The organism is Bacteroides celer (assembly GCF_002632415.2).
In the GTDB taxonomy this organism is placed as follows: Bacteria; Bacteroidota; Bacteroidia; order Bacteroidales; family Bacteroidaceae; genus Bacteroides.
Window position 1 is genome coordinate 3,482,073 of record NZ_CP178209.1, and the last position, 24,997, is coordinate 3,507,069.

The following is a 24,997-nucleotide window of genomic DNA, read 5'->3' on the forward strand; positions in this document are numbered from 1 at the left end:
TATTCTATCACTAACGTAATGCATTACATATCTTCTCATTAATTTTCCGTAAGCGTTCTTCATCAAGCTTTACAACCTTACGGTCATAAGTCAGTAAGCCATTTATTTCAATCTCAACATCAGAGGTTTGTGTGTAAACAGCAGCGGAAAAACCTCTCGGAATAAGCTTATACAGCATATCCGCATATTTCTGATATTCGTCTGTAGCCTCTTGAGAAGAATTGAATTGGACGTATCCCCAATTCTTATCCGGTTCCCACAGATGTTCTTTACAGATCATACCAATTCCACCGAACTCTCCTAAAACATTTGCTCTTTGGGCATCATAAAGATACATTTCAGGAGCCGGATAATTATGTAAGTCAAGCATATCCCCACATGTATAATGGTTGCCGCCACTTGCCGGATTTACTAAACGAGACGGATCATATTGTTTGGTCCAAGCTGCAATCTCCGGTGTTTTAAACTGTCCCCAAGCCTCATTAAACGGAACCCAGACACCAATACAAGGATAAGAATATAAGTAATCAATGACTTCTTTCCATTCCTTACGATAAACCGCTTCCGATTCTGGAGAACGTTTAAAATCAATACCATCAAAATAAGTCCGGTTCTGCCATTCATAATTACGATCACCACTTGGCATATCCTGCCATACAACAATCCCTAACTGGTCGCAATGTGTATACCATCGGGCCGGTTCCACTTTGATGTGTTTACGAATCATGTTAAAGCCAAAGTCTTTTGTCTTTTGAACATCATAACGCAAAGCCGCATCACTGGGAGCTGTATAGAGTCCGTCAGGCCACCACCCCTGATCCAAAGGACCAAATTGAAATAAATCCTGATTATTCAGCTGCAACCGTACTATGCCATCCTTATCCCGTCGGGTTGAATATTTCCGCATGGCAACGTAGCCATTCACTTTATCCACCATCTTGCCATTGTTCTCCAAAGTCACCTCTGTTTTATAAAGAAAAGGAGATTGAGGTGACCATAGTTTAGCATTTTCGGGCATTGGCAGTTCTATTGCCTGTTTGTTTACGGCCAGCCCTTCGGTAACCAGTTGTTCACCATCAAAAACTTTCACTCTTACCCGGTCGGTAAAGTTCTCACTAGTAGTAACGGTCACATTGATCCGGCGTAGATCAATATCAGGCGTAGTACGCACGTTTGTGATGTGACATACAGGCACAGGCTCCAACCAAACAGTCTGCCAAATACCTGTAACTGGAGTGTACCAAACACCTTCCGGACGTTCTACTTGCTTTCCACGTGGTTGTACTCCTTTATCTGTCGGATCCCAGACACGAACAGTCAGTTTATTTCCTCCCTTTTTCAAGGCGGAAGATATATTAAATGAGAAAGGAGTGTATCCACCTGTATGTTCTCCTACTTTCATGTCATTTACCCACACATCGGTTTTCCAATCTACAGCTCCAAAATGAAGAAGAACATTCATACCATTCCATTTCTCGGGTACATTAAATACACGGTTATACCATACTTCCTTTTCACCTCCCACTCTTTTCCCTACTCCGGACAGCGAGGATTCAACGGCAAAAGGGACTAATATCTTACCATCGTATACAGCAGGAGCTTCCATTCCTTTAGGAACAATAGCATAATCCCAACAACCGTTCAGGTTCATCCATTGGGTACGCTCCATGATGGGACGCGGATATTCCGGTAATACATTATTCGGGTCTATCTGCTCTCCCCATTGAGTTTTTATTTTATCGCCAGCCGGCGACCATTGCGCAAATGCCGCAACATTAAAAATCAATATAAATAAGAATAAAAAAATAGGCCGGATGAAGTTCTTCATAAATTGCTTCGTTTAAAGTTAATAATAGATTTGATACTTTGTTCACGTATCCAAAAGTAGCCACTACCCTCTAAATTCAGTAGAATTATTGAAGCTATTCATATAACAATCGAATCAAATGAAGATTTTGATTCGATAATTGCCTATGTAGAAAAGATAATTGCAGTGAAAGGTTGGTTACATCTCTACAAAATCCTTTGGAAGTACTCCAAATTGTTTTTGGAAGCACTTTGCAAAATAAGAAGGAGTACTAAAACCAACAGCATAGCAGACTTCATTTATCTTATAAGATTTATCTTTGAGAAGTACAGCCGCCTTCTTTAGGCGCTCTACCCGGATATAATCATTGGGAGTCATATCAAGTATTCCTCTAATTTTCCGGTTCAAACTCGAACGGCTCATATTCAGCAACTGTGCCATACTATCCAGATTAAAATCCGGATCTTGCAAATTATCATAAACAATCTTATTCAGTTCTTCCAGAAAAATCTTATCGGCGTTCGTCTGTGCCATCGTTGCAGTAAATACAAAAGGAGAATGACAGAATGCCTGCCTTAGCTTCTCTCGGTTACAAAGTAAACTTTCAATGGTAGCTATCAAATATTCTACCGAGAAGGGCTTCTCAATATATGCATCTGCCGCCAGTTTCAATCCCTCAATCTTTGATTCAAGATTTGTTTTAGCCGTCAACAGCACTATAGGGATATGACTATATGTAAGGTCTGTCTTCAATCGATGACATAATTCCATCCCGTCCATCCGAGGCATCATAACATCACTGATTAATAAATCAATATTTGCATCTTCCAATATTTCAAGAGCCTCCACCCCATCTTTTGCTTTCAGAACACTATAAGCCGAAGATAATTGTTTGGCTATGAATGTCAACATATCCTGATTGTCTTCTACCACCAGAATAACAGGGAGATGAGTTCCTTTTTCCTGCTCTTCCGCCATCGGATTTTCAATGCCTGATATCTTATCTTCCTTTTCTGATACATTTTCTTGCAGTTCTTGCACCTCCTCTACATGAGTGACCGGAATTTCCAGTACAAAACAATTGACTCCTTGCATATCCTCAAGATACACGGTTCCATGATGCAACTCTGCCAAAGAACGTGCCAAGGCAAGGCCAAGGCCTGTACCGGAAGCATATTCTTCGTTATTCTGAACCTGAACAAAAGGTTGAAAGATTTCCTCCCTCATATTAACAGGAATAACAGACCCGTCATTACATACTTTTATTATAAAGCTGCCTGTTGCCTCATTATATTTTACTGTTATAGTTATATAGGTAGCTGCATATTTTACTGCATTACTCAACAAATTACTTATAATTTTAATCAATGCTTCGCGATCGACGGCTGCAGAAATATCTTCCTCCGGCAGATCAATAGAAAGCTTTATATTTTTCTGTCGCGCCAGAGATGTAAAACGAATATAGACTCCAGATACTATTTCCTGAATATTACACTCTGATAAAATTAGTGTGAAACTATTATTGGCCGTTTTGCGGAAGTCGAGTAATTGATTGATAAGATTCAATAAGCGATCCGAATTTTGCCTCATAATAACTAGATCCTCCCGTACGTCATCCGCCAGAGGCTTATCTTTCAAAATACACTCCAAAGGACCTTTGATTAACGTCAGCGGAGTTCGTATTTCATGTGCTACATTCGTAAAAAAGTTTATCTTGGCAGAATAAAGTTCACGTTCTTTCCTTTGTTCAAACTTCTCCATCTGCCTCATGTGCTTGCGAGCCATACGACGTCTGGAATATCGTATAATAAAATAAAAAATGCACAATGATAAAAGAACATAAACAGCGCAAGCCCATCCCGTCAAATAAAATGGCGGACGAATATAAATATGTAATTTTAAAGGTGCATCATTCCAGATTCCATCACTATTCACTCCTTTCGCATAAAGGGTATACGAACCATAGGGCAAATTAGAATAACTGATTAATGACCCTCTTGCTTCATACCACTCTTTATCAAATCCTTCCAACTTATATAATAGTTTGTTCTGATCCAAAGTAGAATATCCCAGTGTTGCAAAGCGAAATGAGAAGGAATTTTGAGATGCGGTCAGTTCTATAGAATCTGACACCGTTATACTCTGTTTCAAAGGTGAATCTTTGGTATTCGGCACTACTTCTTTATTGAATATCATAAAATCCGTAATCACCAGAGGAGATACATAATCATTATCAATAAAAGTAGATGGATCAAAAGATATAAGCCCTGCAATACAACCAAAATAGATTCTTCCATCCACCGTTTGATGACTTGAACGATAATTAAATTGATTGCTCAATAGTCCATCGGCAATAGTAAAGTTTTTAATGACTTTTGTTTCCGGCTGAAAACGAACCAACCCTTTATTAGTAGTCAGCCAGAAAATGCCCCGCTTATCTTCTACAATCTGATGAACAACATCACTTGGTAATCCGATAGAATTCGAATCATAGTGTTCGAAAGTCCCGGAATCTGAAACTAACCGGCAGAATCCCCCACCTTCGGTAGTAAACCATAACTGGTGACGGCTATCCTCGAATATACTCAAAACTTTATCATAAGGTAAACTCAATGAGTCATTTTCCTTATGATAGAAATGAATACACTTTCGTTTCTCTGTTTCCAACTTATACACACCATTAAAAGTTGCCAGCCAAAGGTGTCCTTTTAAATCTTCATGCAAATCATAGATCAAAGTCGGTGGAACTGATTCAACTCGCGAAAAGCGGTCATTCTCATTATGATATTCAAATAGTCCGTCAGCAGTTCCCAAATATATTTTGCCGGACGCCGTACGTCGAATCACAAAAATATCATTGGAACTCAATCCGCAGGAATCTTTTTTCCGGTAAGTTTTCACTGTATTTGTCTGCAAATTGATTCGATTAAGTCCTCCTGAAAACGTACCTACCCATAAAAAGCCATTCTCCAGACATAATCCATGGACATTATGGTAAATAGACTGATGATGGAATGGTTTCAATTCCTTCGTCACGGGATTATAATGAAACAAGCCCTTATCCTCCGTACCGATCCATAAATTTCCTTTTTCATCTTCCACGATTTCACGAACACGTTCACCTAATTCTTCCATCCCTCTATGAGGGTATATTTTCTCAAAGAACGTATATTGTTTAGGATAATAGTTTATTCCTCCAAAATAAGACCCAATCCACATTCCTCCTTCTTTATCTTTATATAAAGAATAGACAACATTATCTGATAATGCATAGGAAGTTCCCGCCAAACTTTGGATATGGGTTATAGCACCATTCTTGATATTATAAGTATAAATACCGGATTCTGTACCGATCCATAACTCGTTTTCAGAGTAAAGTGCTATTTCCCGTACATAAATATCATCTCCTTTATCATCTACAGATAGTAAAGTGCGGACTTGCCGGGTTGCCAAGTTAATCTCTTTCAATCCTTTAGTCAAACCGACATATAACAGATTTTCTTCCCCTTTAATTATTTTATTGACTACTTCATTCTTAAAGGGCTGGGTACCATCTTGAGCAGCAAAAGGATATACCGTGTTGAAATCATCAAGAGTAAAATATAGATTGTCCGCATAAAAAGCTCCCCAACAAGTCCCTTGATCGAACAAGAAGTTTTTCATACCGGCCCATGGTATTTTCAACTGTACCATTTTTTGTTGTTGTGGATGAAAGCAAAAAAATCCATCGGCAGAAGATATATAAATACACCCTTTATTCTCACCAATCATATATACAGAACGGTTGATACCTAAACCATCAGCGGTTTTTACATCAAAAAAATATGAGTTTTCCCGGGAAATAGAATAGATATACCCGTTGGCGGAATTAAATCAGCGCATATTTAATTCTTCCAATGGGTCTTCCATTTAGTTTGTTAATATATTGTAGGATTGTCAATGCGCTAATTTTCCCGATAATGCGGGTGAACAATCCTTCTATATCCTTTGCATAGTTCCGAACAATCATAAATTGATCACAAAGCTGTGAAAAAAGTGTCTCAATTCTCTTTCTGAACTTCGCAAATGGAGCGAATGTGGGTTTCCAGTCCTTCTGATTTGACCGATATGGCACTTCAAGACTAATATTTACTGTTTCAAACAAATCCAATTGTATCTCTGTGCTGATATATCCCTTATCACCGATGAGAGTGCAATTGTTATATTCTGTCCTTATATCCTTCAAATAATGAATGTCGTGTACATTGGCCTTTGTCAGGTCAAATGAATGTACAACCCCGTTCAATCCGCAGAGAGCATGTAATTTATAACCATAGTAATATACACCTTGGGAGGCGCAATAGCCGATTGCAGGAGATTTTTCATAATTATTCTTCCCCATCTTGCATCGTCTTGCACGAGCTAAGCGACAAACCTCTATCGGTTTGGAATCTATGCAAAAGTATTCTTCGCATCCATCCAGACGTTGAACCATCCTCTCACGAATGACCTTACAGAGTGAAGACGTGTATTTCCGTCTGTCATTATATTGTCGACGGGAGACCAGATTCGGGATTTCCGTCCTATATTCCTGTAGCTTGGAAAACAGAAAAGATTCACTGTCAATACCGATCGCTTCTGATGTCAGGCTTAGGGCTATTATCTCCAAGTCCGAAAACCTGGGAACCACTCCACATCTTGGGATATTGCCGGACTCATTCACCAAATTATCGGCCAATTGCTTGCAGATGTCGAGAAATCTTACGAATATTGCATATAAGTTGTGCATGGAATTGATTGTAATTAATAGTTTGGTCACTACTAATTTACTAAATATCAGTGATATGTACAACTTTTTAATACTCATACGGTTATTTATTTAATTCCGCCAACGGGTAGATATAAACTCCGGTATCGGTACCTATCCAAATAGATCCCTCCTTATCTTCATAGAGTGCAGTAACACAATTATTCCCCAGCATACCGTTAGCCTTGCAATATATTTGAAAAGAAGTGCCATCAAAGCGATTCAATCCGTCCTTAGTACCAAACCACATAAAGCCAAGATGATCTTGCAGAATAGCATATATACTATTTTGCGATAAACCATCGTTGATGTTCCATGAACGAAAATAATACTGATTACTAGTCATTAAATTAGCGAATAGCAATACCGGATAACTAATTAATACTAATAACAAAAGTCTTTTCATAATATTAGACATTTAAAAATAAGCCTCCATCGCATGGCGAAATCACTCTGCATAGTTAATCCCTCACCTTTACAAATATACAAAATATTAGTAACTGACGACTATTTCACTATTATTTCCTTTTAAATAATTGGAGAACTCCTTTCCTTTTTTACAAAAAGTCACTACTGACACTTTGTAATTCTTACTATATCAGGAATCGTTTCTTTCCACCCTTCATTTGGAAAGAATGTTTTTCTGTCACCACAGAGGTATTTCCCCAAGTCATTATTTCAGGATCAAGCATAACATATCAACATTATGATATATTATTTAGTCTTTATACAACCAAATCATCATCATTTGCATCCATGAGACCTCTTTTTATTCTTTTCTATTTGCTATTACCAAAGATAGAAATAGAGAAATCAAAGGAAGGAAAGTAGAAAATACCAACATTTTTTATAGCATAGCGACACTATCCTAATAGTTTACTTACTTTATCCATAGCTTTTAGTTACACTATCCGCAGCTTTTGCTTACTTTATCCTTATGTTTTTCACAAATATAACGGTGCTTTTTATGCAAATATGCGGTATTTTTGTACAAAACAAGCATAGTTTTTCAGTAATTCAAGGGTATTTTCTTACTAACAGAGGAAAATAATAAAACATACGAGATAGTGAATTCCTCAATTACATATACAAATATCAGGATAATCATTTTTTTAGTAACTTTATGTTGAAAGCCATCCCATTCCGATCAATACCCAGAGTTCCAATATACAAAGCGGAAACCACATTGAACATGCCAGCCACACTGGGATTCATTTACACCATTCACTACGGCGATAATGAATCATAAGGGCAGAACGGCGTCTGGTTCGATAACGTAACATGTAAAATACGACCGGTGGGATACAGAGAAAGAACAGGCCAATGATATACCAACCATCTGTACGTGATACTATTGAAACCGAAGAAAGGTACATACACAATGGCAGGATAATGCAAAAGCTCCAATATGAAAAGAGTACAATCATTCCGCTCGTTCTTGATCCTTTTCCTTTCTCACTCCATTTCTCGCCACAATAATACATATAATCGAAGAAGTAATAATGATACTTCTTTGGATGCAACTTTTTCTGTTGACGTTCAAAATAGTTTAGTGGCTTTTTCTTAGGAGGGTAATATTTCATGTCCGTTCTATGTACAGTTTATATGATGTATATGATGTAAAAAAGACGATTAATATCGGGAAAATCCTTCATATTAATCGTCTTTCTATATTCAGTAGAATTTATTATAGCAACTGATCTTTTATAAAATCAATGACTTAATACTTCATTACCTTATTACTGTTTACAGTATTATACCAGTCAGTATTTGTACTTTGATCGTGCGCCCAGTCGGCGAATTTAGAATATGCATTCGTTATCACTGTTGTCTCTGTAGGATAAGCAAACTTTTCAGGTACACAAAGAGCCCATGTATTATTAACAGCCTTGATTACCTCAAGCACCTCCTTATCAGCTAATTGGCCATTCGCTGTAGCCGAATTAAATTGATTCTGATGAATTTCTGTTCTCTTTTGGGCTCCCCCCTTATATGCAATAAAGAAGTCTAAGCCATCTGTCACACTAGGGATGGTTATTGCATTCTTGAGTTTTATGTTCACTTCAAGAGTATATATGTCTGTAAGAGGAGTACTAGCATTCCCCGTATTCAACATAGGACGTTGTGATCCAGTATATCCATACACATAATGTGCATCTCCAAATAAAGGAATCACAAGTTCATTACCGTTCGTTTCATAAGATGCATTTTCAAATATACCAGAATTTAATGAATTGGTACGTTGGGTAGCACCTGCACCAAAACTTACCTCTTCCACATTACTTTTATCGATTCCTCGTATTCTTAATCCAGCACCTAATTGCTTTATGGCACCAACCGCACGCAGGTCGACTATATATTTCAATTCTTTCACATCATTACCAGCAGCAGGCAAATTGACATTCAACACAATATCATTGAAATCATAGTCTCCCGCTTGCGGATAATTGTCTTCAAAGGCATAGGAATAAACTGCATTTCGAATCTCTACATCATCCGGATTTTCATCTGAATTGTATCCTTCTTTGATACATTCACCGTCAGCAGGAAGTATAAAATCAGCCTTACCCGGATTACAATAGGTAGCGTCTTGCTGCAATCCTTTATTTACTAGCCATGCAAAAGGAGACCATTCATAGTGCGCTTCACCTTTATATGTCTGATCTGTTATTTCACAAATGATATTATTTGTTACTTTAGAATTAGATTGAGCCAAACCACTAAGATTAGCAATCTCATTAATTCTCAATAAAGCAGTACCCACAGTTGGACCGGTAACAGTTCTATATAAGCTAGCCTTACCTGTACAAGTCAACATGGATTGCGCCTCCATTACAATGTCGTTGTCATTACCATTATAACCAAGCTCCTCGCAAATAGCTTCGGAAGTATTCCCCATAACAAGTGTGCCAAATTGGAATTTACCGGTTTTCAAATAACAACCATTTTTAATATTGGTATTATTGTTACCATTGATACTTTCAGCCTCCATAGTACCATGATTCACCAGTTCCATTCCATTTGTTGAAGCTTCATAGCGTTCCAACTGAAGTAATCCATAATTATAAAAGACTCCCACACCACCGTTGAAATCTAATACAGAGCAATTAATAGTGCCCGCATTATAGTTTTTAAATCCACTAGAACCATTTGTTATTTGGATAGTTCCCTTACCCGTGATACTTCCGCCCGGCATTACTGTTAAATAAGACTTATTTGTCAACACCAAGCTCGCATTTTTAGCTATCTCTACTTTCCCACCATTCTCAACTATAATTTCTGTAATATCGCTAAATTGATAACTACTTTCAATAATCCATGTACTTCCTTGAGGAACGATTACTTTCACAGCCTGGGCTCCACCACTGGTTCCAGTAGTAGTAAATCCTTTATTAAAAGTACCACTCTGAATTTTAAACCAACGTTCTTTTTCTTTGAATACAGGTAATTTAGCATATTCAAACCATCCGAAACCTGCACCCAAATCCCAATCAGCTTGGACATCAGTAGCTATTGCTTTTTTACTACTAATATCATCAGCCGTATAAGGAGCTGCCATAGCCGGTATACCTGTCGTCGTTACAGCTCGTGACATAGAGCGTGTAGGCACATCCTTTTCATGTCCAAGTTGTGCGGTTACTTCTCCATTTTCAATAGCTACGGGCTGCACCATATAATGTCCATGATTGTCTATACGTGCAACAAACACTTTATTGAGAGCTGTTGCACAGTCCATCACGACATTCAAAGTTGTACTTTGATTGGCAGTTCCTTCCGCTAAGATTTTTGCTGTACTTTCCGAGCTTAATGGGTCAGCATCGAATATCTGTATCTTATAATCTGTGCCCAAATCTCCATTAACCGACACATGTGCCGTCACTTTATGCGACATGGTCCAATCTCCATTAGGATCGATGTTCTTTACAGGAAAGGTTTCTTCGTAAGTTTGCTTCAGTTGATCTGCATTAAACAGAGTTTTCTCATTATCAACGCAACTAGTAAAGCTGATGGAGGACGCCAACAACGAAAAAGTGAAGACTTTTGCAATGTTCTGTTTCATAATCTTTGAATGCTTAAGTTTGCTTTATTTGCACAAAATATAAATCACCACTAATCAACAATCAGTAATGAACACACAAAGATAGTTGTATTTATAGATAAAAGACAGTTAAAGTTGTATTTTTCGGTACATAGTTAACATCTTTTAAAAGATGGAAATCTAATTATTTCTATTGAAAGATAGGTGGCTACATCATTGAATATTAAAAGCTTAGAAGTATAAACATTGCAGTATGCAGCAAAAAACAAAGAGTTGCATATTCTATGCAACTCTCAATTAAACGACAAAGATTCAGTACTACAGAGCACTACAAAATCCCGAGTTCTTTCATTTCCCTATTGAAAGGATAAAAACTAAAAATTAAAAGGGGAAAATCAGAGGCAAAACAAAAATCATCACAATCCCCATAATAATCTGCAACGGCAATCCTACTTTTACATAATCCATAAAAGTATATTGACCGGCAGGCATCACCAGGGCGTTAGGCGGTGTAGAGAATGGAGAAGCGAAACACATACTTGCACCTACCGTCACAGCAAACAAGAAGGGAACCGGACTTACTCCGATCTGTATGGCACTTTGCAGAGCAATCGGTGCGAGTAAGACAGCCGTAGCTGTATTGCTGATAAACATCGTCATCAACGAAGTCGTAAAGTAAATACCTGCCATCAACGCAACAGGTCCGTATGATCCCAAGCCGTTAACCAGCGTATTGGAAATGTATTCCGAAGCTCCCGTTTTCTCCAATGCCAGAGACATAGGAAGCATAGCTGCAATCAATACAATACTCTCCCAGTTGATCGTTTTATAAGCTGCTTCTACATTACGGAAACATCCGGTTAATACCATCAATATACCCGCTATCATAACAGCCGTAACCGGAGCAACCGGAATAAAATCGAATACCATCATTACTACCATTAATACCATAATAGCAGCCGCTACCGGAGCTTTATAATCTAATGTAACTTTAGCCGCTTCCGCCAAAGGTTGTCCCAAAACAACCCAATCAGAATCTTCCTTGCTAAGACGAGCTATATTATTCCACGTTCCCTGAACCAGAAGCACATCACCACTATGAATCCGCTCATTTCCCAAATCCTGCAACAAGTATTCCTTTTTACGACGGATTCCTAATACGTTCACATTAAACTTATCACGAAAACCGGCTTCCTTAATTGTTTGGTTTATCAAATTAGAAGCTGGCATCAACACTATTTCAGCAATACCGATGTCATAAAAATCCAGAGAGTTAGTTGCGCTTTGAGTTTCTTCCGTTGCATGGTCACCTAAAATCTCTAGCAGGAAATCTTCTGCAAAAAGCTGTACCTTATCAAATTCTCCTGTCACATACAAAATATCCTCGGCTTGCAACATCGTGTCCGGTGCAGCAAACTTCTGGGTAATCGTTTTCAGAAAACGATGTTGCGATGCATCACCACGACGCACTTCCATGATATTCAAACCATATTTGCGACGAATATCCAAGTCAATAATCGTCTTGCCCAAAAGCCGGGAATCTTTTATTACCTGCAAACGAAACAGATTGCTAGAAAGCCCATATTCATTTACCAACTGTTTCAGTGACTTACCCGAACGTTTATTATCATCTTTCTGGCCTTTTTTAGAAAGAAACCATTTGCTAAGTGGCATCAATACCAGCGTACCGACAATCACACAGACAATGCCGACAGGCAGGAAAGAGAAGAAGGAAAGCGGTTCAAGTCCGGCAGAAGTCAACGTATTTTGTATCACAAGGTTCGGCGGAGTACCGATTAAAGTCATCATACCTCCCATACTACTTGCAAAAGCCAACGGCATCAACAGCCTGCTCGGATTCATACCGGCACTCATTGCCAGACTGACAACAATAGGAAGCATCAGTGCCACCGTTCCTGTGTTACTGACAAACGCACCAATGGCCGAAGTCACCAACATCACCAACAGAAATAACCGGATCTCACTGGTTCCCGCAAGTTTAAGAATACGGGAACTAATCATCTTTGCCAATCCCGTTTGAAAGATAGCCCCTCCCACTACAAACAATCCGATCATCATAATGACTACCGAATTAGAAAAACCGGAAAGTGCTTCATCAGGAGTTAATATCTGAAAAATAAGTAAGGCTATCAGTGCACACAGTGCCACAATATCCGAACGAACCTTGCCGTTCACGAAAAAGACAGCCGAAAGAACGAGAATAATAATGGTTATTAGCATACGTAATTAAATGATTGTTTTATTTTGACTCTATCAAAACTTATTTAGGTGAACAAAAATAGAAAATACTCCAGCGTTATTAAAACAAACTAGAAATGATTTTAGTTCATGAGACATCATTTAATATTTTAATACATTTTCTCTCTAAAAAAAGACTCGAAATCAAGCAAAATATGATACCATACAAGAACTACAAGACACCATACCTCCACTATTTCTTCATCGCATATAATTACAGTCTCACAATATAATGTTGAAAGACAATATATTTATGTATTATTTTTTGAAAGTTAAAGAACAATTCATATCTTTACACCTCATTTATATCAAACATTTTATGGCAAACAATATTTTGTTAAATTATTGGATTAACAAAGTTCATTGGGGTTATAATTATTTACTAGTAGTTATTTTGCTCCTTGTCATCAGCATCTTACTATATAGAATCCGTAAATTACAAAAAACGATTAAAAAGGCCAATCATTCCTACCGTTTCTCCTTTGATATTCTCGATAACCTTCCTTTCCCCATCTTTGTAAAAGATATAACAAACGATTTCCGATACTATTACTGGAATAAAGAATCAGCCGCTCAATCCGGCATTAGCAGTGAAGAAGCCATCGGACATACTGATTATGAAATTTATGGAGAAGAAAGAGGTGAAAAATACCGGCATATCGACAAAGAACTCATACAAGCAGGCAAAGTATATCGCAAAGAAGAGAAATACACCACTCCCGATGGAATCACCCATGATACTATTGCCGTTAAATCTATTATTTCATGGGAAGGAGAAAAGAAATGGCTGTTGGCAACCCGGTGGGATATCACACAACTCAAGAATTATGAAAGAGAATTAGTTGCCGCCAAGGAAGAACTGGAAAAAGCATTGAAGAAGCAAAAACTAGCTCTAAAAAGTATCGACTTCGGCCTTATCTATATTGATAAAAATTACCGGGTACAATGGGAGGAAACAAGACAAATAGCCAGCCTGGTAAAAGGCAGACGATACATACCGGGAAAAATTTGCTATCAGACCAGTGCACTTCGTAATGAACCGTGTGGACAATGTGCTTTCAAGAAAGCTATCGAACAGGGCAAAATTATCCGGCATACCATCAGAGTAGACAATGTAGATTTTGAAGTGACCGCAACACCTGTATTCGGCGATGAAAAGGAAACTGAAATTATTGGAGGATTACTTCGTTTTGAAAACATCACTGAAAAATTAAAGATGGACAAAATGCTGCAGGAAGCAAAGGAAAAAGCCGAAGAATCCAATCGGCTCAAATCTGCCTTTCTCGCTAATATGAGCCATGAAATACGAACCCCGCTAAATGCGATTGTAGGATTCTCCGAAATGGTTTGCCAAACGGAGGAAGAGGAAGAGAGAAAAGAATTTGTAAAAATCATCTCCAGCAACAATATCTTATTATTGCAACTAATAGACGACATCCTCGATCTTTCTAAAATTGAAGCCGGTACTATGGAATTCACATTTGCACAGACTGATATCAACGAATTGATGGAAGGTATTTGCAGACAAATGCAAGAAAAGAATTCTTCCCCAGACGTTCAAATCTTATTCACAGAGAAAGCAGATCAATGCATGATGTATACCGACCGCATACGTCTATCACAGGTTATCATCAACTTTACAAATAATGCTTTGAAATTCACCCCTAAAGGTTCTATCGAAATGGGATACCGGATTGAAGAAGCCAAAGATGAAATATACTTTTATGTAAAAGATACAGGTATCGGAATTCCTGCTGACAAGATAGATAAAGTGTTTGAACGCTTCGTCAAACTGAACTCCTTTATTAAAGGGACAGGACTCGGACTAGCCATCTGCCGTGTCATAGTAGAAAGACTGGGCGGGGTTATCGGAGTGGAATCTAAAGAAGGAGAAGGCTCTCGCTTCTGGTCCAGAATTCCAAGGTCAGAGAAAATTGAGAAATAATAAAAAGAAAAGAGGATATGGTGAAAAGTATGTTCCAATATCCTCTTTATCCTATATTCTTAATGTAAGAGTATGCTTAAAGTGCAGTCTCTAATATCCTGCGGGCAACAGCACCCGTTACATTTCCATTCTCTCCATATTTAGCACCACGTTCATTGAATCGGCGTTCGATTTCCAGAATAGTATCCTGTCCGATGTTCTCCTCATGCAAACGTGTAGTCAGCCCAAGTGAACGGAAGAACTCTTCGGTATGACAAATCGCTTCATCAATCCGTTCTTCTCGCGTACCGGAAGTAATTCCCCAGACTCTTTCACCATACTGCAAAAGTTTATCTCCTTTTTCTTCATGAAGCACCTGTAAAGTGGCAGGAAGAACAATGGCTAACGTATGACCATGTGTCAATCCGTGCAAAGCAGTAATTTCATGGCCAATCATGTGAGTTGCCCAGTCTTGCGACACTCCCATAGCAATAAATCCATTCAATGCCATTGTAGCCGAAAGCATAAAATCAGCCATCAGTTGATAATCATGCTGGTTTTCACGGATTTTCGGAGCTATTTCTACCAAAGTTTGTAAAATGCCTTCCGCCCAACGATCCATAATACGGCTCTGCCCGGGAGTAGTCATATATTGCTCCATCACATGAACAAAGGTATCAGCCAAACCACAGGCCACCTGATGAGGAGGCAAGGTAAAGGTTACTTCCGGGTCAAGAATAGAGAAGATTGGATAGTTAGCATAAAAAGGATATTTCTCTTTTGTTTCACGACGGGAAATAACTGCCCCGTTATTCATCTCCGAACCGGTAGCGGGCAAAGTCAATACAGTGGCAAGAGGTACAGTATGAGTGACTGGACGTCCGGCAAGTACTAAATCCCAGGCATCACCATCATACAGGATTCCTGCGGAAATCAATTTCGTACCGTCAATAACGGAACCACCACCAACAGCCAGCAGATAATCTACTTTCTCTTCTTTTCCCAAAGCAATAGCTTTACGGAGAGTTTCAATGGCAGGATTGGGTTCGATTCCCCAGAATTCTACTGTAAAATGATTCTTCAATGCTTCCTTTACCTGATCGTACACTCCGTTTTTCTTCACGCTTCCACCGCCAAAAGTAATCATAATACGCTTGTCGGACGGTATTTCTTTAGCCAACCGAGCAATCATCCCTTTTCCCATTATCAGTTTCACGGGATTTTGAAAAATAAAATTTTCCATATCTTAGTCTATTGTTATTATTTTGGTTATTAGTCACTATCCTTGCAAAGATATATGATTTATCCGAACCCTGTCAGAATCAAGCGAAGAATTGTTGTGCCACGGAAGGAACCATAGCCGACAACCAGGGTTTCATATCCTCTGCTACCAATAACCAATACAATAATAATATAATGAAAATGGCAATAGCGATACCTACTAAAACTTTTCTCTGTTTCATAATTGTTTTTGTTTAAATATTCAATATTTATAAGAACAGTTCAGGTTGAAAATTGTTCTATATCAGAAAAATGAAGGCAAAAGAGAAAAAAAGTCATTTTTTGTTTGCTGTTTCAAACAAAGTGTCTATATTTGCCCCCATAAAATTACAAAAGACAATGAGAACAATGTTAGTAAATACATATTGGTGGTGGCACCCGTTACAACTCCGACAGTCGTAAGGGAGCAGTGCTCGTATGTATATACCTCATTAAAGATATAACAGATTTGAAAGAGCCCTGTCGCAACTTGCGGCAGGGCTCTTTTTATTTGCCCATTTTCGAACAGATTTAGATAATAACATAAAAAATAGATAGGATTATGAAAAGTTTTTTAGTTGACCAGGATGGCTATTACGGAGAATTCGGTGGTGCTTATGTACCGGAAATCCTCCACAAATGTGTTGAGGAACTGACGAGCAAGTACCTCGAAGTGATTGAAAGCGAAGAATTTAAAAAGGAATTTGAGCAGTTATTACGCGACTACGTAGGACGTCCTTCCCCACTCTATCTGGCAAAACGCCTTTCCGAAAAGTATGGTTGCAAGTTGTATCTGAAACGGGAAGACCTGAATCATACCGGTGCACACAAAATCAACAACACCATCGGACAAATCTTGCTGGCACGCCGCATGGGAAAGAAACGCATCATCGCCGAAACCGGAGCCGGACAACATGGAGTAGCAACAGCTACCGTATGTGCGTTGATGGATATGGAATGTATCGTTTATATGGGAAAGACGGATGTAGAACGCCAACATATCAATGTGGAGAAAATGAAAATGCTGGGAGCTACCGTTATTCCCGTTACTTCCGGAAACATGACCTTGAAAGACGCAACCAACGAAGCGATCCGCGACTGGTGTTGCCATCCTGCCGACACTTATTATATTATCGGCTCTACCGTAGGCCCTCATCCTTATCCTGATATGGTGGCACGCCTGCAATCTGTTATCAGCGAAGAAATAAAAAAACAACTGCAAGAAAAAGAAGGACGTGACTATCCGGATTATCTGATAGCCTGCGTTGGAGGAGGAAGTAATGCTGCCGGAACGATTTATCATTATATCAATGATGAACGGGTAGGCATCATTCTGGCGGAAGCCGGAGGTAAAGGAATAGAAACCGGAATGACCGCCGCCACCATCCAACTCGGTAAAATGGGAATTATCCACGGAGCGCGTACTTACGTCATCCAAAACGAAGACGGACAGATTGAAGAGCCTTACTCGATTTCCGCCGGACTGGATTATCCGGGCATTGGTCCGATACACGCCAATCTTGCCGCACAAAGACGTGCCAACGTTTTGGCAATCAATGACGACGAAGCAATAGAAGCCGCTTACGAACTGACTAAACTCGAAGGTATTATCCCTGCACTGGAATCTGCCCATGCATTAGGAGCGTTAAAAAAATTGAAGTTCAAACCGGAAGATATCGTTGTATTGACTGTTTCAGGACGAGGAGACAAAGATATTGAAACCTATTTGTCGTTTAATGAACAGCAATAAGTAATTAGTAAACCATCATTCGTAATCAATAATCAAGCAATTATAAAAATGAAAACATTTAATTATACAACTCATAGCAAACAAGTGCTCGGAGATATGCATACTCCCGTCAGCATTTACCTGAAAGTGCGCGACATGTATCCGCAATCCGCATTAATGGAAAGTTCCGATTATCATGCCGGAGAAAATTCCTTGTCATTTATAGCCCTCTGCCCCTTGGCAAGTATCGGCATAAACGGCGGCATTGTCACTGCCAACTATCCCGATAACAGCCGCACGGAAGAACCGCTGACAAAAACCTTCCATGTAGAAAAGGCCATGAACCGGTTTATCAATCAATTCCAGGTGACCGGAGATGACAAGAATGTATGCGGACTTTACGGATACACGACGTTTAATGCCGTGAAGTACTTCGAGCATATCCCGGTGAAAGAAAGTCACGATGAGCAGAATGATGCTCCGGATTTGCTATACATATTATATAAGTATGTCATTGTTTTCAATCATTTCAAAAATGAATTGACACTGGTTGAAATGTTGTCCGAAGGAGAAGAAAGCGGCTTGCCGGAACTGGAAGCAGCCATCGAGAACCGAAATTATGCTTCCTACAATTTCTCTGTAACAGGTCCTGTAACCAGCTCCATTACTGACGAAGAGCATAAAGCCAATGTTCGCAAAGGAATCGCACACTGTATGCGCGGAGATGTTTTTCAAATCGTGCTTTCCAGAAGATTTATCCAACCATACGCCGGAGATGATTTCAAAGTTTACCGCGCACTCCGCAGCATCAATCCTTCTCCTTATCTTTTCTACTTCGATTTCGGAGGATACCGCATCTTCGGCTCTTCACCGGAAACACATTGCAAAATCGAAGATGGTCGTGCTTACATCGATCCGATTGCCGGAACTACCCGCCGTACCGGAGATACAGTAAAAGACCGGGAACTGACAGAAGCTTTACTGGCTGATCCTAAAGAAAATGCAGAACATGTCATGCTGGTTGATCTTGCCAGAAACGACCTTTCACGTAATTGCCATGACGTACGAGTGGTGTTCTACAAAGAGCCGCAATATTATAGCCATGTCATTCACCTGGTAAGCCGTGTCAGTGGTATGCTGAATGAAGGCGCGGACAAAATAAAAACGTTTATTGATACGTTCCCAGCCGGCACATTAAGCGGCGCCCCCAAAGTACGCGCTATGCAGTTGATCAGTGAAATCGAGCCACATAATCGTGGAGCATACGGTGGTTGTATCGGTTTTATCGGATTAAATGGCGAATTAAATCAGGCTATCACTATCCGCACTTTTGTAAGCCGCAACAACGAACTCTGGTTCCAAGCCGGAGGAGGTATTGTAGCACGCAGCCAGGATGAATATGAACTGCAAGAGGTAAACAACAAATTGGGAGCACTGAAAAAAGCGATTGATTTAGCCGTAAAATTAAAGAACTAACCGAATATAGTGATAACGGATAAATCACTCCCAAGCTATACACGATGGCTGCATAGAGTTATGCACGATGGCTGCATAAAATTGGTAAACAAACTAATTAAAATTAAAAATGAAAATATTACTTTTAGATAACTACGACTCTTTCACTTATAACCTGCTACATGTAGTGAAAGAATTAGGGGCTACAGATGTAGAAGTAGTCCGCAACGACCAGATAGAGCTTGATGAAGTAGATCGTTTTGATAAAATCATCCTGTCTCCCGGACCGGGCATACCCGAAGAGGCCGGGCTGCTATTACCTATTATTAAAAGATATGCTCCGACCAAAAGCATTTTGGGGGTCTGCCTGGGTCATCAAGCTATCGGCGAAGCCTTCGGAGCACGCCTGGAAAACCTCAAAGAAGTATATCATGGAGTACAAACCCCGGTTAGCATCATTCGTCAGGATCTACTTTTTGAAGGACTAGGAAAAGAAATCCCTGTCGGAAGATACCATTCCTGGGTAGTCAGCAGGGAAGGCTTTCCCGACTGCCTGGAAATAACGGCAGAAAGTCAGGAAGGACAAATCATGGCAATCCGCCATAAAACGTATAATGTACATGGAATTCAGTTCCATCCCGAATCAGTATTAACTCCGCAAGGAAAAGAAATTATCAAAAACTTCTTAAACGATTAAACTTATGAAACAGATTCTATACAAACTTTTCGAACATCAATATCTGGGACGCGATGAAGCTCGCACCATTTTACAGAACATCGCACAAGGAAAATATAATGATGTACAGGTAGCCTCTTTAATTACCGTCTTTCTGATGCGTAATATCTCTGTGGAAGAATTATGCGGTTTCCGCGACGCATTGCTTGAAATGCGTATTCCGGTTGATTTGAGTGAATTTGCTCCGATAGATATCGTAGGAACCGGAGGTGACGGAAAAAATACATTTAATATTTCCACAGCTTCTTGTTTCACTGTTGCCGGAGCCGGCTTTCCGGTTGTGAAACATGGTAATTATGGAGCAACATCGGTCAGTGGCGCCAGTAATGTAATGGAGCAACACGGTGTAAAGTTCACCAGTGACGTCGATCAACTACGTCGTAGCATGGAAAAATGCAATCTTGCTTATCTGCATGCTCCTTTATTCAATCCGGCATTAAAAGCAGTAGCTCCGGTTCGTAAAGGATTGGCAGTTCGCACATTCTTCAACATGCTCGGTCCATTGGTAAATCCGGTATTACCGGCTTATCAACTGTTAGGAGTTTACAATCTCCCGTTACTTCGCCTTTACACCTATACTTATCAGGAAAGTAAAACGAAATTTGCCGTTGTTCATAGCCTTGACGGATATGATGAGATTTCTCTGACCAATGAGTTTAAAGTGGCAACCGGCGATCATGAAAAGATTTATACTCCCGAGAGTCTCGGCTTCTCCCGCTATAAAGAAACTGACCTGGATGGCGGACAAACACCGGAAGATGCAGCCAAGATTTTCGACCGTATCATGAATAATACAGCTACGGAAGCTCAAAAAAATGTAGTGATAGTCAACTCCGCTTTCGCTATCCATGTGATTCGTCCGGTAAAGACAATTGAAGAATGTATCGCCCTCGCCAAAGAGTCATTGGAAAGCGGACGAGCATTAGCAACTTTGAAGAAATTCATTGAGTTAAATAGTTAAATAGTTAAATGTAAAATTAGGCACGGATTACGCGGATGACACGGTTTCTTGTTAATCCGAAGCCGTAAAATCCGTGTAATCCGCGTAATCCGTGCCTAAATCATCATGAATATCAATTAAAGTATGAAAGATATATTATCCGAGATTATTGCAAACAAGCGATTTGAAGTAGACCTGCAAAAGCAGGCTATCTCTATCGAACAATTACAGGAAGGTATCAGTGAAGCTCCGGCCTCCCGCTCCATGAAGCAGGCATTAGCCTCTTCCGCATCGGGAATTATTGCCGAGTTCAAGCGACGCTCTCCTTCCAAAGGCTGGATAAAGGAAGAAGCGTGCCCGGAAGAGATTGTTCCCTCCTATGCGGCAGCAGGCGCCTCCGCCCTTTCCATCCTTACTGACGAGAAGTTTTTCGGAGGAAGCCTGAAAGATATCCGCACCGCACGCCCTTTGGTGGAAATTCCCATTCTTAGAAAAGACTTCATCATCGACGAATATCAGCTTTATCAAGCTAAAATTGTCGGTGCAGATGCCGTACTTCTTATCGCAGCCGCACTGGAACAGGAAAAATGCCATGAACTTGCAGAGAAAGCCCATAGATTAGGTCTGGAGGTCCTGTTAGAGATTCATAGTTCCGAGGAATTGGCATACATCAACAAAGAAATAGATATGGTAGGTATCAACAACCGTAATCTGGGTACTTTCTTTACCGATGTAGAAAACTCTTTCCGCCTGGCCGGACAACTTCCTCAAGATGCTGTATTGGTATCTGAAAGCGGTATCTCCGACTCGGAAATAGTAAAACGCCTCCGGGCAGCCGGATTCCGGGGATTCCTGATCGGCGAGACATTTATGAAAACGCAGCAACCGGAAGAAACCTTACGGAATTTCCTGCAAGCCATTCAATAAACCAATGATTCAAAACAGACAGCCCTATGATTAACGGAAAAATCATCAAAGTATGCGGGATGCGAGAAACCGAAAACATACAGGACGTAGAGGCCATCGAAGGCATAGATATGCTGGGATTCATCTTCTATCCTAAATCTCCCCGATGCGTCTGCGAGCTTCCGGCTTACCTGCCCGTTCATGCCCGGCGTGTCGGAGTCTTCGTGAATGAAGACAAGCAAGCGGTCAGCATGTATGCCGATCGTTTCGGACTGGACTATGTGCAACTCCACGGCAATGAATCACCGGAATACTGCCAGTCTTTACACGCTACAGGATTGAAAATCATCAAAGCCTTTTCAGTAAGCCGTCCCCAAGACTTGACAAAGGTGCACGACTACGAAGAAGCCTGCGCTCTTTTCCTGTTCGACACCCCCTGCAAGCAATACGGTGGTTCGGGAAATCTGTTTGACTGGAGCATGCTGCATACGTACGACGGACAAACGCCCTTCCTTTTGAGCGGTGGTATCAACCAATACAGCGTCAACGCCTTAAACGAATTCCGGCATCCCCGGCTTGCCGGCTACGACCTCAACAGCCGTTTTGAAATCAAACCCGGAGAAAAAGACCCGGAACGCATCCAGGCATTTTTAAACCAATTAGCATCATCCTTTTAAAATTTCAACATCATGAATAAAATTAATAAGCTTTTCACCAGCAACCAAAAAGACATCCTTTCCATTTATTTCTGCGCCGGCACTCCCACCCTGGACGGTACGGCCGAAGTAATCCGCACGCTCGAGAGACACGGAGTCGGTATGATTGAAATCGGAATCCCGTTCAGCGATCCCATGGCAGACGGTGTTGTCATCCAAAATGCCGCTACCCAGGCAATCCGCAACGGTATGTCTCTGAAACTCCTTTTCCAGCAGTTGCGCGACATCCGCCAGCACGTACACATCCCCCTCGTTCTGATGGGTTACCTCAACCCCATCATGCAATTCGGATTCGAACGCTTCTGCCGCAACTGCGTAGAATGTGGCATCGATGGTGTCATTATCCCCGATCTTCCTTTCCGTGATTACCAGGAACACTATCGCATCATTGCCGAACGCTACAGTATCAAAGTGATTATGCTCATCACCCCCGAAACAAGCGAAGAGCGAATACGCGAAATAGACGCGCATACTGACGGATTCATCTACATGGTTTCATCGGCCGCAACCACCGGAGCCCAACAAGACTTCAACGAACAAAAACGGGCATACTTCAAAAAAATCGAGGATATGCACCTGACCAACCCGTTGATGGTGGGATTCGGAATCTCCAACAAGGCAACTTTCCAGGCTGCTTGCGAACACGCTTCAGGAGCTATCATTGGCAGCAAATTTGTCTCGCTGCTCGAAGAAGAGAAAGATCCTGAAAAAGCGATTGTCCGGCTGAAAGAAGCCCTGAAGTAAAAGCCCCGGACGAAAACCTCCACAGCCCGCGGTGTTGTTTCCGCAGCCCGCGGGTTGGTTGCCGTAAGACGTGGGGAAACGGTAGCTCACCCGTGGGACGGGCAGAGGCGAGACGTGGGCTGAACAAAGAGAAGCCTTGGGCAAAACAGAAACGAGAAGTTGGACGTCGTATGAATAGCCCCGACCATACACAGCATCCAACGTTCGAAAACCAGCATAAGCAACAACAGAAGCACTCTTTTTTTTGCCAATATTGCTGCTGTTGTTTACAACAGAAGTAATATTTCTCTTCTCTTCTCTTTTCCTCTCTTGGGTTTTATTCGGTTTTCGCCCTTTATTCATCGGTGTTTCAGAGCTTTTTTTCATCACATTTTTCAGCACCTTTTTTGGCAGGTTTTTCCTCGTCATTTTCTTCTTCATTTCATTGTTTTTTTTAGAGTCGGACACTTTGTCTAACGCACCTCAAAGGTGAGCTTTTTTTTTCATACCCTATGTCTCAAAAATGAGACATCTGGCATTTTTTTTAACTTTGCCTTCCAGCTTCATATAATTCGATATTTACCGCTCATTATTCACATTAAATCCGTATCTTTGCCATCATTTCAACAGAGAATCAACAATTATGAAAGCAAAGACCCCTTCCGTTTTGTTAATCTACACGGGTGGAACTATCGGAATGATAGAAAATCCGGAAACAGGCGCCTTAGAAAACTTCAACTTCGACCATTTGCTCAAGCATGTACCCGAACTAAAAAGATTCAACTACCGCATCTCTTCCTATCAGTTCGACCCACCCATCGACTCCTCGGACATGGAACCTGCTTACTGGGCAAAACTGGTAAAAATCATCAGCTACAATTATGATTTTTTTGACGGTTTCGTCATCCTTCACGGAACGGACACGATGGCTTACACAGCATCCGCATTAAGCTTTATGCTCGAAAACCTAAGCAAGCCCGTCATCCTCACCGGTTCGCAGCTGCCCATCGGGACATTACGCACAGACGGCAAGGAGAATCTCATCACAGCCATTGAAATCGCAGCCGCCAAAAACCCGGATGGTACGGCCGTCATCCCCGAAGTCTGCATTTTCTTTGAGAATGAACTGATGCGCGGAAACCGCACCACCAAAATCAACGCGGAGAATTTCAATGCTTTCCGCTCCTTCAATTATCCGCCACTGGCACGGGCGGGCATCCACATCAAATACGAGCCCAACCTCATCCGAAAACCAGACCCGACCAAAAAGCTAAAGCCACATTATCTGTTTGACACCAATGTGGTCATACTGACGCTCTTCCCCGGCATTCAGGAAGGCATCCTGACTTCCCTCCTGCATGTCCCCGGACTGAAGGCGGTTGTCATGAAAACTTTCGGATCGGGAAACGCCCCGCAAAAGGAATGGTTTATCCGCCAGCTGAAGGAAGCCACCGAACGGGGAATCATCATCGTCAACATCACCCAATGCGCTTCGGGAGCCGTGGAAATGGGACGCTACGAGACGGGTATGCACCTTCTGGAAGCGGGCGTAATCAGCGGATATGACAGTACCCCCGAATGTGCCGTCACTAAACTCATGTTCCTGCTAGGACACGGATTGTCCAATAAAGAAATCCGGTATGAGATGAATTCCTGCCTGATAGGGGAAATCACTAAGTCATAGGTAAATAAAAAAAGCAAAATGCACGCATTATAT

The 24,997-nt window shown here is 40.7% G+C and carries 19 protein-coding genes and 1 pseudogene; 9 read left to right on the forward strand and 11 right to left on the reverse strand.

All coding sequences use genetic code 11. From position 1 onward, the window contains the following. Positions 1-10: 10 nt before the first annotated feature. From CJF29_RS14185 to CJF29_RS14220, 8 genes and pseudogenes are all read right to left on the reverse strand, one after another. Positions 11-1,828: a glycoside hydrolase family 2 protein gene (locus CJF29_RS14185; RefSeq protein ID WP_099147538.1), complete on the reverse strand. Its 1,818-nt coding sequence runs from the start codon at positions 1,826-1,828 to the stop codon at positions 11-13. Between the two features lie 177 nt (positions 1,829-2,005). Then, the gene (locus tag CJF29_RS14190; RefSeq protein ID WP_413544491.1) at positions 2,006-5,470 is read right to left on the reverse strand and encodes a two-component regulator propeller domain-containing protein; all 3,465 of its coding nucleotides are present in this window, start codon (positions 5,468-5,470) and stop codon (positions 2,006-2,008) included. A 205-nt stretch (positions 5,471-5,675) separates the two neighbouring features. Further along, positions 5,676-6,653 carry an IS982 family transposase gene (locus tag CJF29_RS14195; RefSeq protein ID WP_070752807.1) on the reverse strand — a complete coding sequence of 326 codons (978 nt, stop codon included), beginning with the start codon at positions 6,651-6,653 and terminating at the stop codon, positions 5,676-5,678. Positions 6,654-6,669: 16 nt separating this feature from the next. After that, positions 6,670-6,939, reverse strand: a pseudogene (locus CJF29_RS14200) (two-component regulator propeller domain-containing protein); the annotation flags it as partial. Between the two features lie 865 nt (positions 6,940-7,804). Next, positions 7,805-8,176 (reverse strand): hypothetical protein, encoded by a 372-nt coding sequence (locus tag CJF29_RS14205; RefSeq protein WP_255299352.1) that lies wholly within the window; start codon positions 8,174-8,176, stop codon positions 7,805-7,807. 137 nt (positions 8,177-8,313) lie between these two features. Further along, positions 8,314-10,653, reverse strand: a complete 2,340-nt coding sequence (locus CJF29_RS14210; protein ID WP_099146522.1) for an LruC domain-containing protein — start codon at positions 10,651-10,653, stop codon at positions 8,314-8,316. 360 nt (positions 10,654-11,013) lie between these two features. Continuing rightward, positions 11,014-12,873 carry an SLC13 family permease gene (locus tag CJF29_RS14215; protein ID WP_004300098.1) on the reverse strand — a complete coding sequence of 620 codons (1,860 nt, stop codon included), beginning with the start codon at positions 12,871-12,873 and terminating at the stop codon, positions 11,014-11,016. 106 nt (positions 12,874-12,979) lie between these two features. Further along, positions 12,980-13,060: a hypothetical protein gene (locus CJF29_RS14220; RefSeq protein ID WP_350472325.1), complete on the reverse strand. Its 81-nt coding sequence runs from the start codon at positions 13,058-13,060 to the stop codon at positions 12,980-12,982. 150 nt (positions 13,061-13,210) lie between these two features. On the opposite strand from CJF29_RS14220, the gene CJF29_RS14225 reads away from it, so the two are divergent. After that, positions 13,211-14,836, forward strand: coding sequence for an ATP-binding protein (locus CJF29_RS14225; RefSeq protein WP_099146524.1), 1,626 nt, complete (start codon positions 13,211-13,213; stop codon positions 14,834-14,836). Between the two features lie 76 nt (positions 14,837-14,912). Here the strand turns inward: CJF29_RS14225 and CJF29_RS14230 are convergent, their stop codons facing one another. Beyond that, positions 14,913-16,058 (reverse strand): iron-containing alcohol dehydrogenase, encoded by a 1,146-nt coding sequence (locus tag CJF29_RS14230; RefSeq protein ID WP_004300100.1) that lies wholly within the window; start codon positions 16,056-16,058, stop codon positions 14,913-14,915. A 79-nt stretch (positions 16,059-16,137) separates the two neighbouring features. After that, the gene (locus CJF29_RS14235) at positions 16,138-16,278 is read right to left on the reverse strand and encodes a hypothetical protein (RefSeq protein WP_004300101.1); all 141 of its coding nucleotides are present in this window, start codon (positions 16,276-16,278) and stop codon (positions 16,138-16,140) included. Between the two features lie 359 nt (positions 16,279-16,637). Between CJF29_RS14235 and trpB the strand changes: the two genes are divergently transcribed. From trpB to trpA, 7 genes are all read left to right on the forward strand, one after another. Beyond that, on the forward strand, positions 16,638-17,825 hold the full coding sequence (gene trpB / locus CJF29_RS14240) for a tryptophan synthase subunit beta (RefSeq protein ID WP_099146521.1): 1,188 nt from the start codon (positions 16,638-16,640) through the stop codon (positions 17,823-17,825). 48 nt (positions 17,826-17,873) lie between these two features. Continuing rightward, complete coding sequence (locus CJF29_RS14245; RefSeq protein WP_099146520.1) at positions 17,874-19,280, forward strand: anthranilate synthase component I family protein; 1,407 nt, start codon at positions 17,874-17,876, stop codon at positions 19,278-19,280. Positions 19,281-19,389: 109 nt separating this feature from the next. Further along, positions 19,390-19,956, forward strand: a complete 567-nt coding sequence (locus tag CJF29_RS14250; protein WP_085929820.1) for an anthranilate synthase component II — start codon at positions 19,390-19,392, stop codon at positions 19,954-19,956. Positions 19,957-19,960: 4 nt separating this feature from the next. Continuing rightward, positions 19,961-20,956, forward strand: coding sequence for an anthranilate phosphoribosyltransferase (gene trpD / locus CJF29_RS14255; protein WP_099146519.1), 996 nt, complete (start codon positions 19,961-19,963; stop codon positions 20,954-20,956). Between the two features lie 123 nt (positions 20,957-21,079). After that, the gene (gene trpC, locus CJF29_RS14260) at positions 21,080-21,862 is read left to right on the forward strand and encodes an indole-3-glycerol phosphate synthase TrpC (protein ID WP_099146518.1); all 783 of its coding nucleotides are present in this window, start codon (positions 21,080-21,082) and stop codon (positions 21,860-21,862) included. A 26-nt stretch (positions 21,863-21,888) separates the two neighbouring features. Next, a complete protein-coding gene (locus CJF29_RS14265; protein ID WP_099146517.1) occupies positions 21,889-22,518 on the forward strand; it encodes a phosphoribosylanthranilate isomerase in 630 nt (209 codons plus the stop codon). A 12-nt stretch (positions 22,519-22,530) separates the two neighbouring features. After that, complete coding sequence (gene trpA / locus CJF29_RS14270) at positions 22,531-23,301, forward strand: tryptophan synthase subunit alpha (RefSeq protein WP_099146516.1); 771 nt, start codon at positions 22,531-22,533, stop codon at positions 23,299-23,301. Here the strand turns inward: trpA and CJF29_RS14275 are convergent. Continuing rightward, positions 23,206-23,721, reverse strand: coding sequence for a hypothetical protein (locus CJF29_RS14275; RefSeq protein ID WP_099146515.1), 516 nt, complete (start codon positions 23,719-23,721; stop codon positions 23,206-23,208). The genes trpA and CJF29_RS14275 overlap by 96 nt on opposite strands. A gap of 202 nt (positions 23,722-23,923) precedes the next feature. On the opposite strand from CJF29_RS14275, the gene CJF29_RS14280 reads away from it, so the two are divergent. Beyond that, the gene (locus tag CJF29_RS14280) at positions 23,924-24,964 is read left to right on the forward strand and encodes an asparaginase (protein ID WP_099146514.1); all 1,041 of its coding nucleotides are present in this window, start codon (positions 23,924-23,926) and stop codon (positions 24,962-24,964) included. Positions 24,965-24,997 lie beyond the last annotated feature (33 nt).

Bases quoted from the DNA above. Each gene is read 5' to 3' on its own strand.
- CJF29_RS14265 (WP_099146517.1), top strand. From the start codon at position 21,889: ATGATTAACGGAAAAATCATCAAAGTATGCGGGATGCGAGAAACCGAA.
- CJF29_RS14225 (WP_099146524.1), top strand. From the start codon at position 13,211: ATGGCAAACAATATTTTGTTAAATTATTGGATTAACAAAGTTCATTGG.
- CJF29_RS14205 (WP_255299352.1), bottom strand. From the start codon at position 8,176: ATGAAATATTACCCTCCTAAGAAAAAGCCACTAAACTATTTTGAACGT.
- trpA (WP_099146516.1), top strand. From the start codon at position 22,531: ATGAATAAAATTAATAAGCTTTTCACCAGCAACCAAAAAGACATCCTT.
- CJF29_RS14210 (WP_099146522.1), bottom strand. From the start codon at position 10,653: ATGAAACAGAACATTGCAAAAGTCTTCACTTTTTCGTTGTTGGCGTCC.
- CJF29_RS14275 (WP_099146515.1), bottom strand. From the start codon at position 23,721: ATGAAGAAGAAAATGACGAGGAAAAACCTGCCAAAAAAGGTGCTGAAA.
- CJF29_RS14250 (WP_085929820.1), top strand. From the start codon at position 19,390: ATGAAAATATTACTTTTAGATAACTACGACTCTTTCACTTATAACCTG.
- CJF29_RS14235 (WP_004300101.1), bottom strand. From the start codon at position 16,278: ATGAAACAGAGAAAAGTTTTAGTAGGTATCGCTATTGCCATTTTCATT.
- CJF29_RS14185 (WP_099147538.1), bottom strand. From the start codon at position 1,828: ATGAAGAACTTCATCCGGCCTATTTTTTTATTCTTATTTATATTGATT.
- CJF29_RS14195 (WP_070752807.1), bottom strand. From the start codon at position 6,653: ATGAGTATTAAAAAGTTGTACATATCACTGATATTTAGTAAATTAGTA.
- trpB (WP_099146521.1), top strand. From the start codon at position 16,638: ATGAAAAGTTTTTTAGTTGACCAGGATGGCTATTACGGAGAATTCGGT.
- CJF29_RS14215 (WP_004300098.1), bottom strand. From the start codon at position 12,873: ATGCTAATAACCATTATTATTCTCGTTCTTTCGGCTGTCTTTTTCGTG.
- trpC (WP_099146518.1), top strand. From the start codon at position 21,080: ATGAAAGATATATTATCCGAGATTATTGCAAACAAGCGATTTGAAGTA.
- CJF29_RS14245 (WP_099146520.1), top strand. From the start codon at position 17,874: ATGAAAACATTTAATTATACAACTCATAGCAAACAAGTGCTCGGAGAT.
- trpD (WP_099146519.1), top strand. From the start codon at position 19,961: ATGAAACAGATTCTATACAAACTTTTCGAACATCAATATCTGGGACGC.
- CJF29_RS14280 (WP_099146514.1), top strand. From the start codon at position 23,924: ATGAAAGCAAAGACCCCTTCCGTTTTGTTAATCTACACGGGTGGAACT.
- CJF29_RS14190 (WP_413544491.1), bottom strand. From the start codon at position 5,470: ATGAAAAACTTCTTGTTCGATCAAGGGACTTGTTGGGGAGCTTTTTAT.
- CJF29_RS14230 (WP_004300100.1), bottom strand. From the start codon at position 16,058: ATGGAAAATTTTATTTTTCAAAATCCCGTGAAACTGATAATGGGAAAA.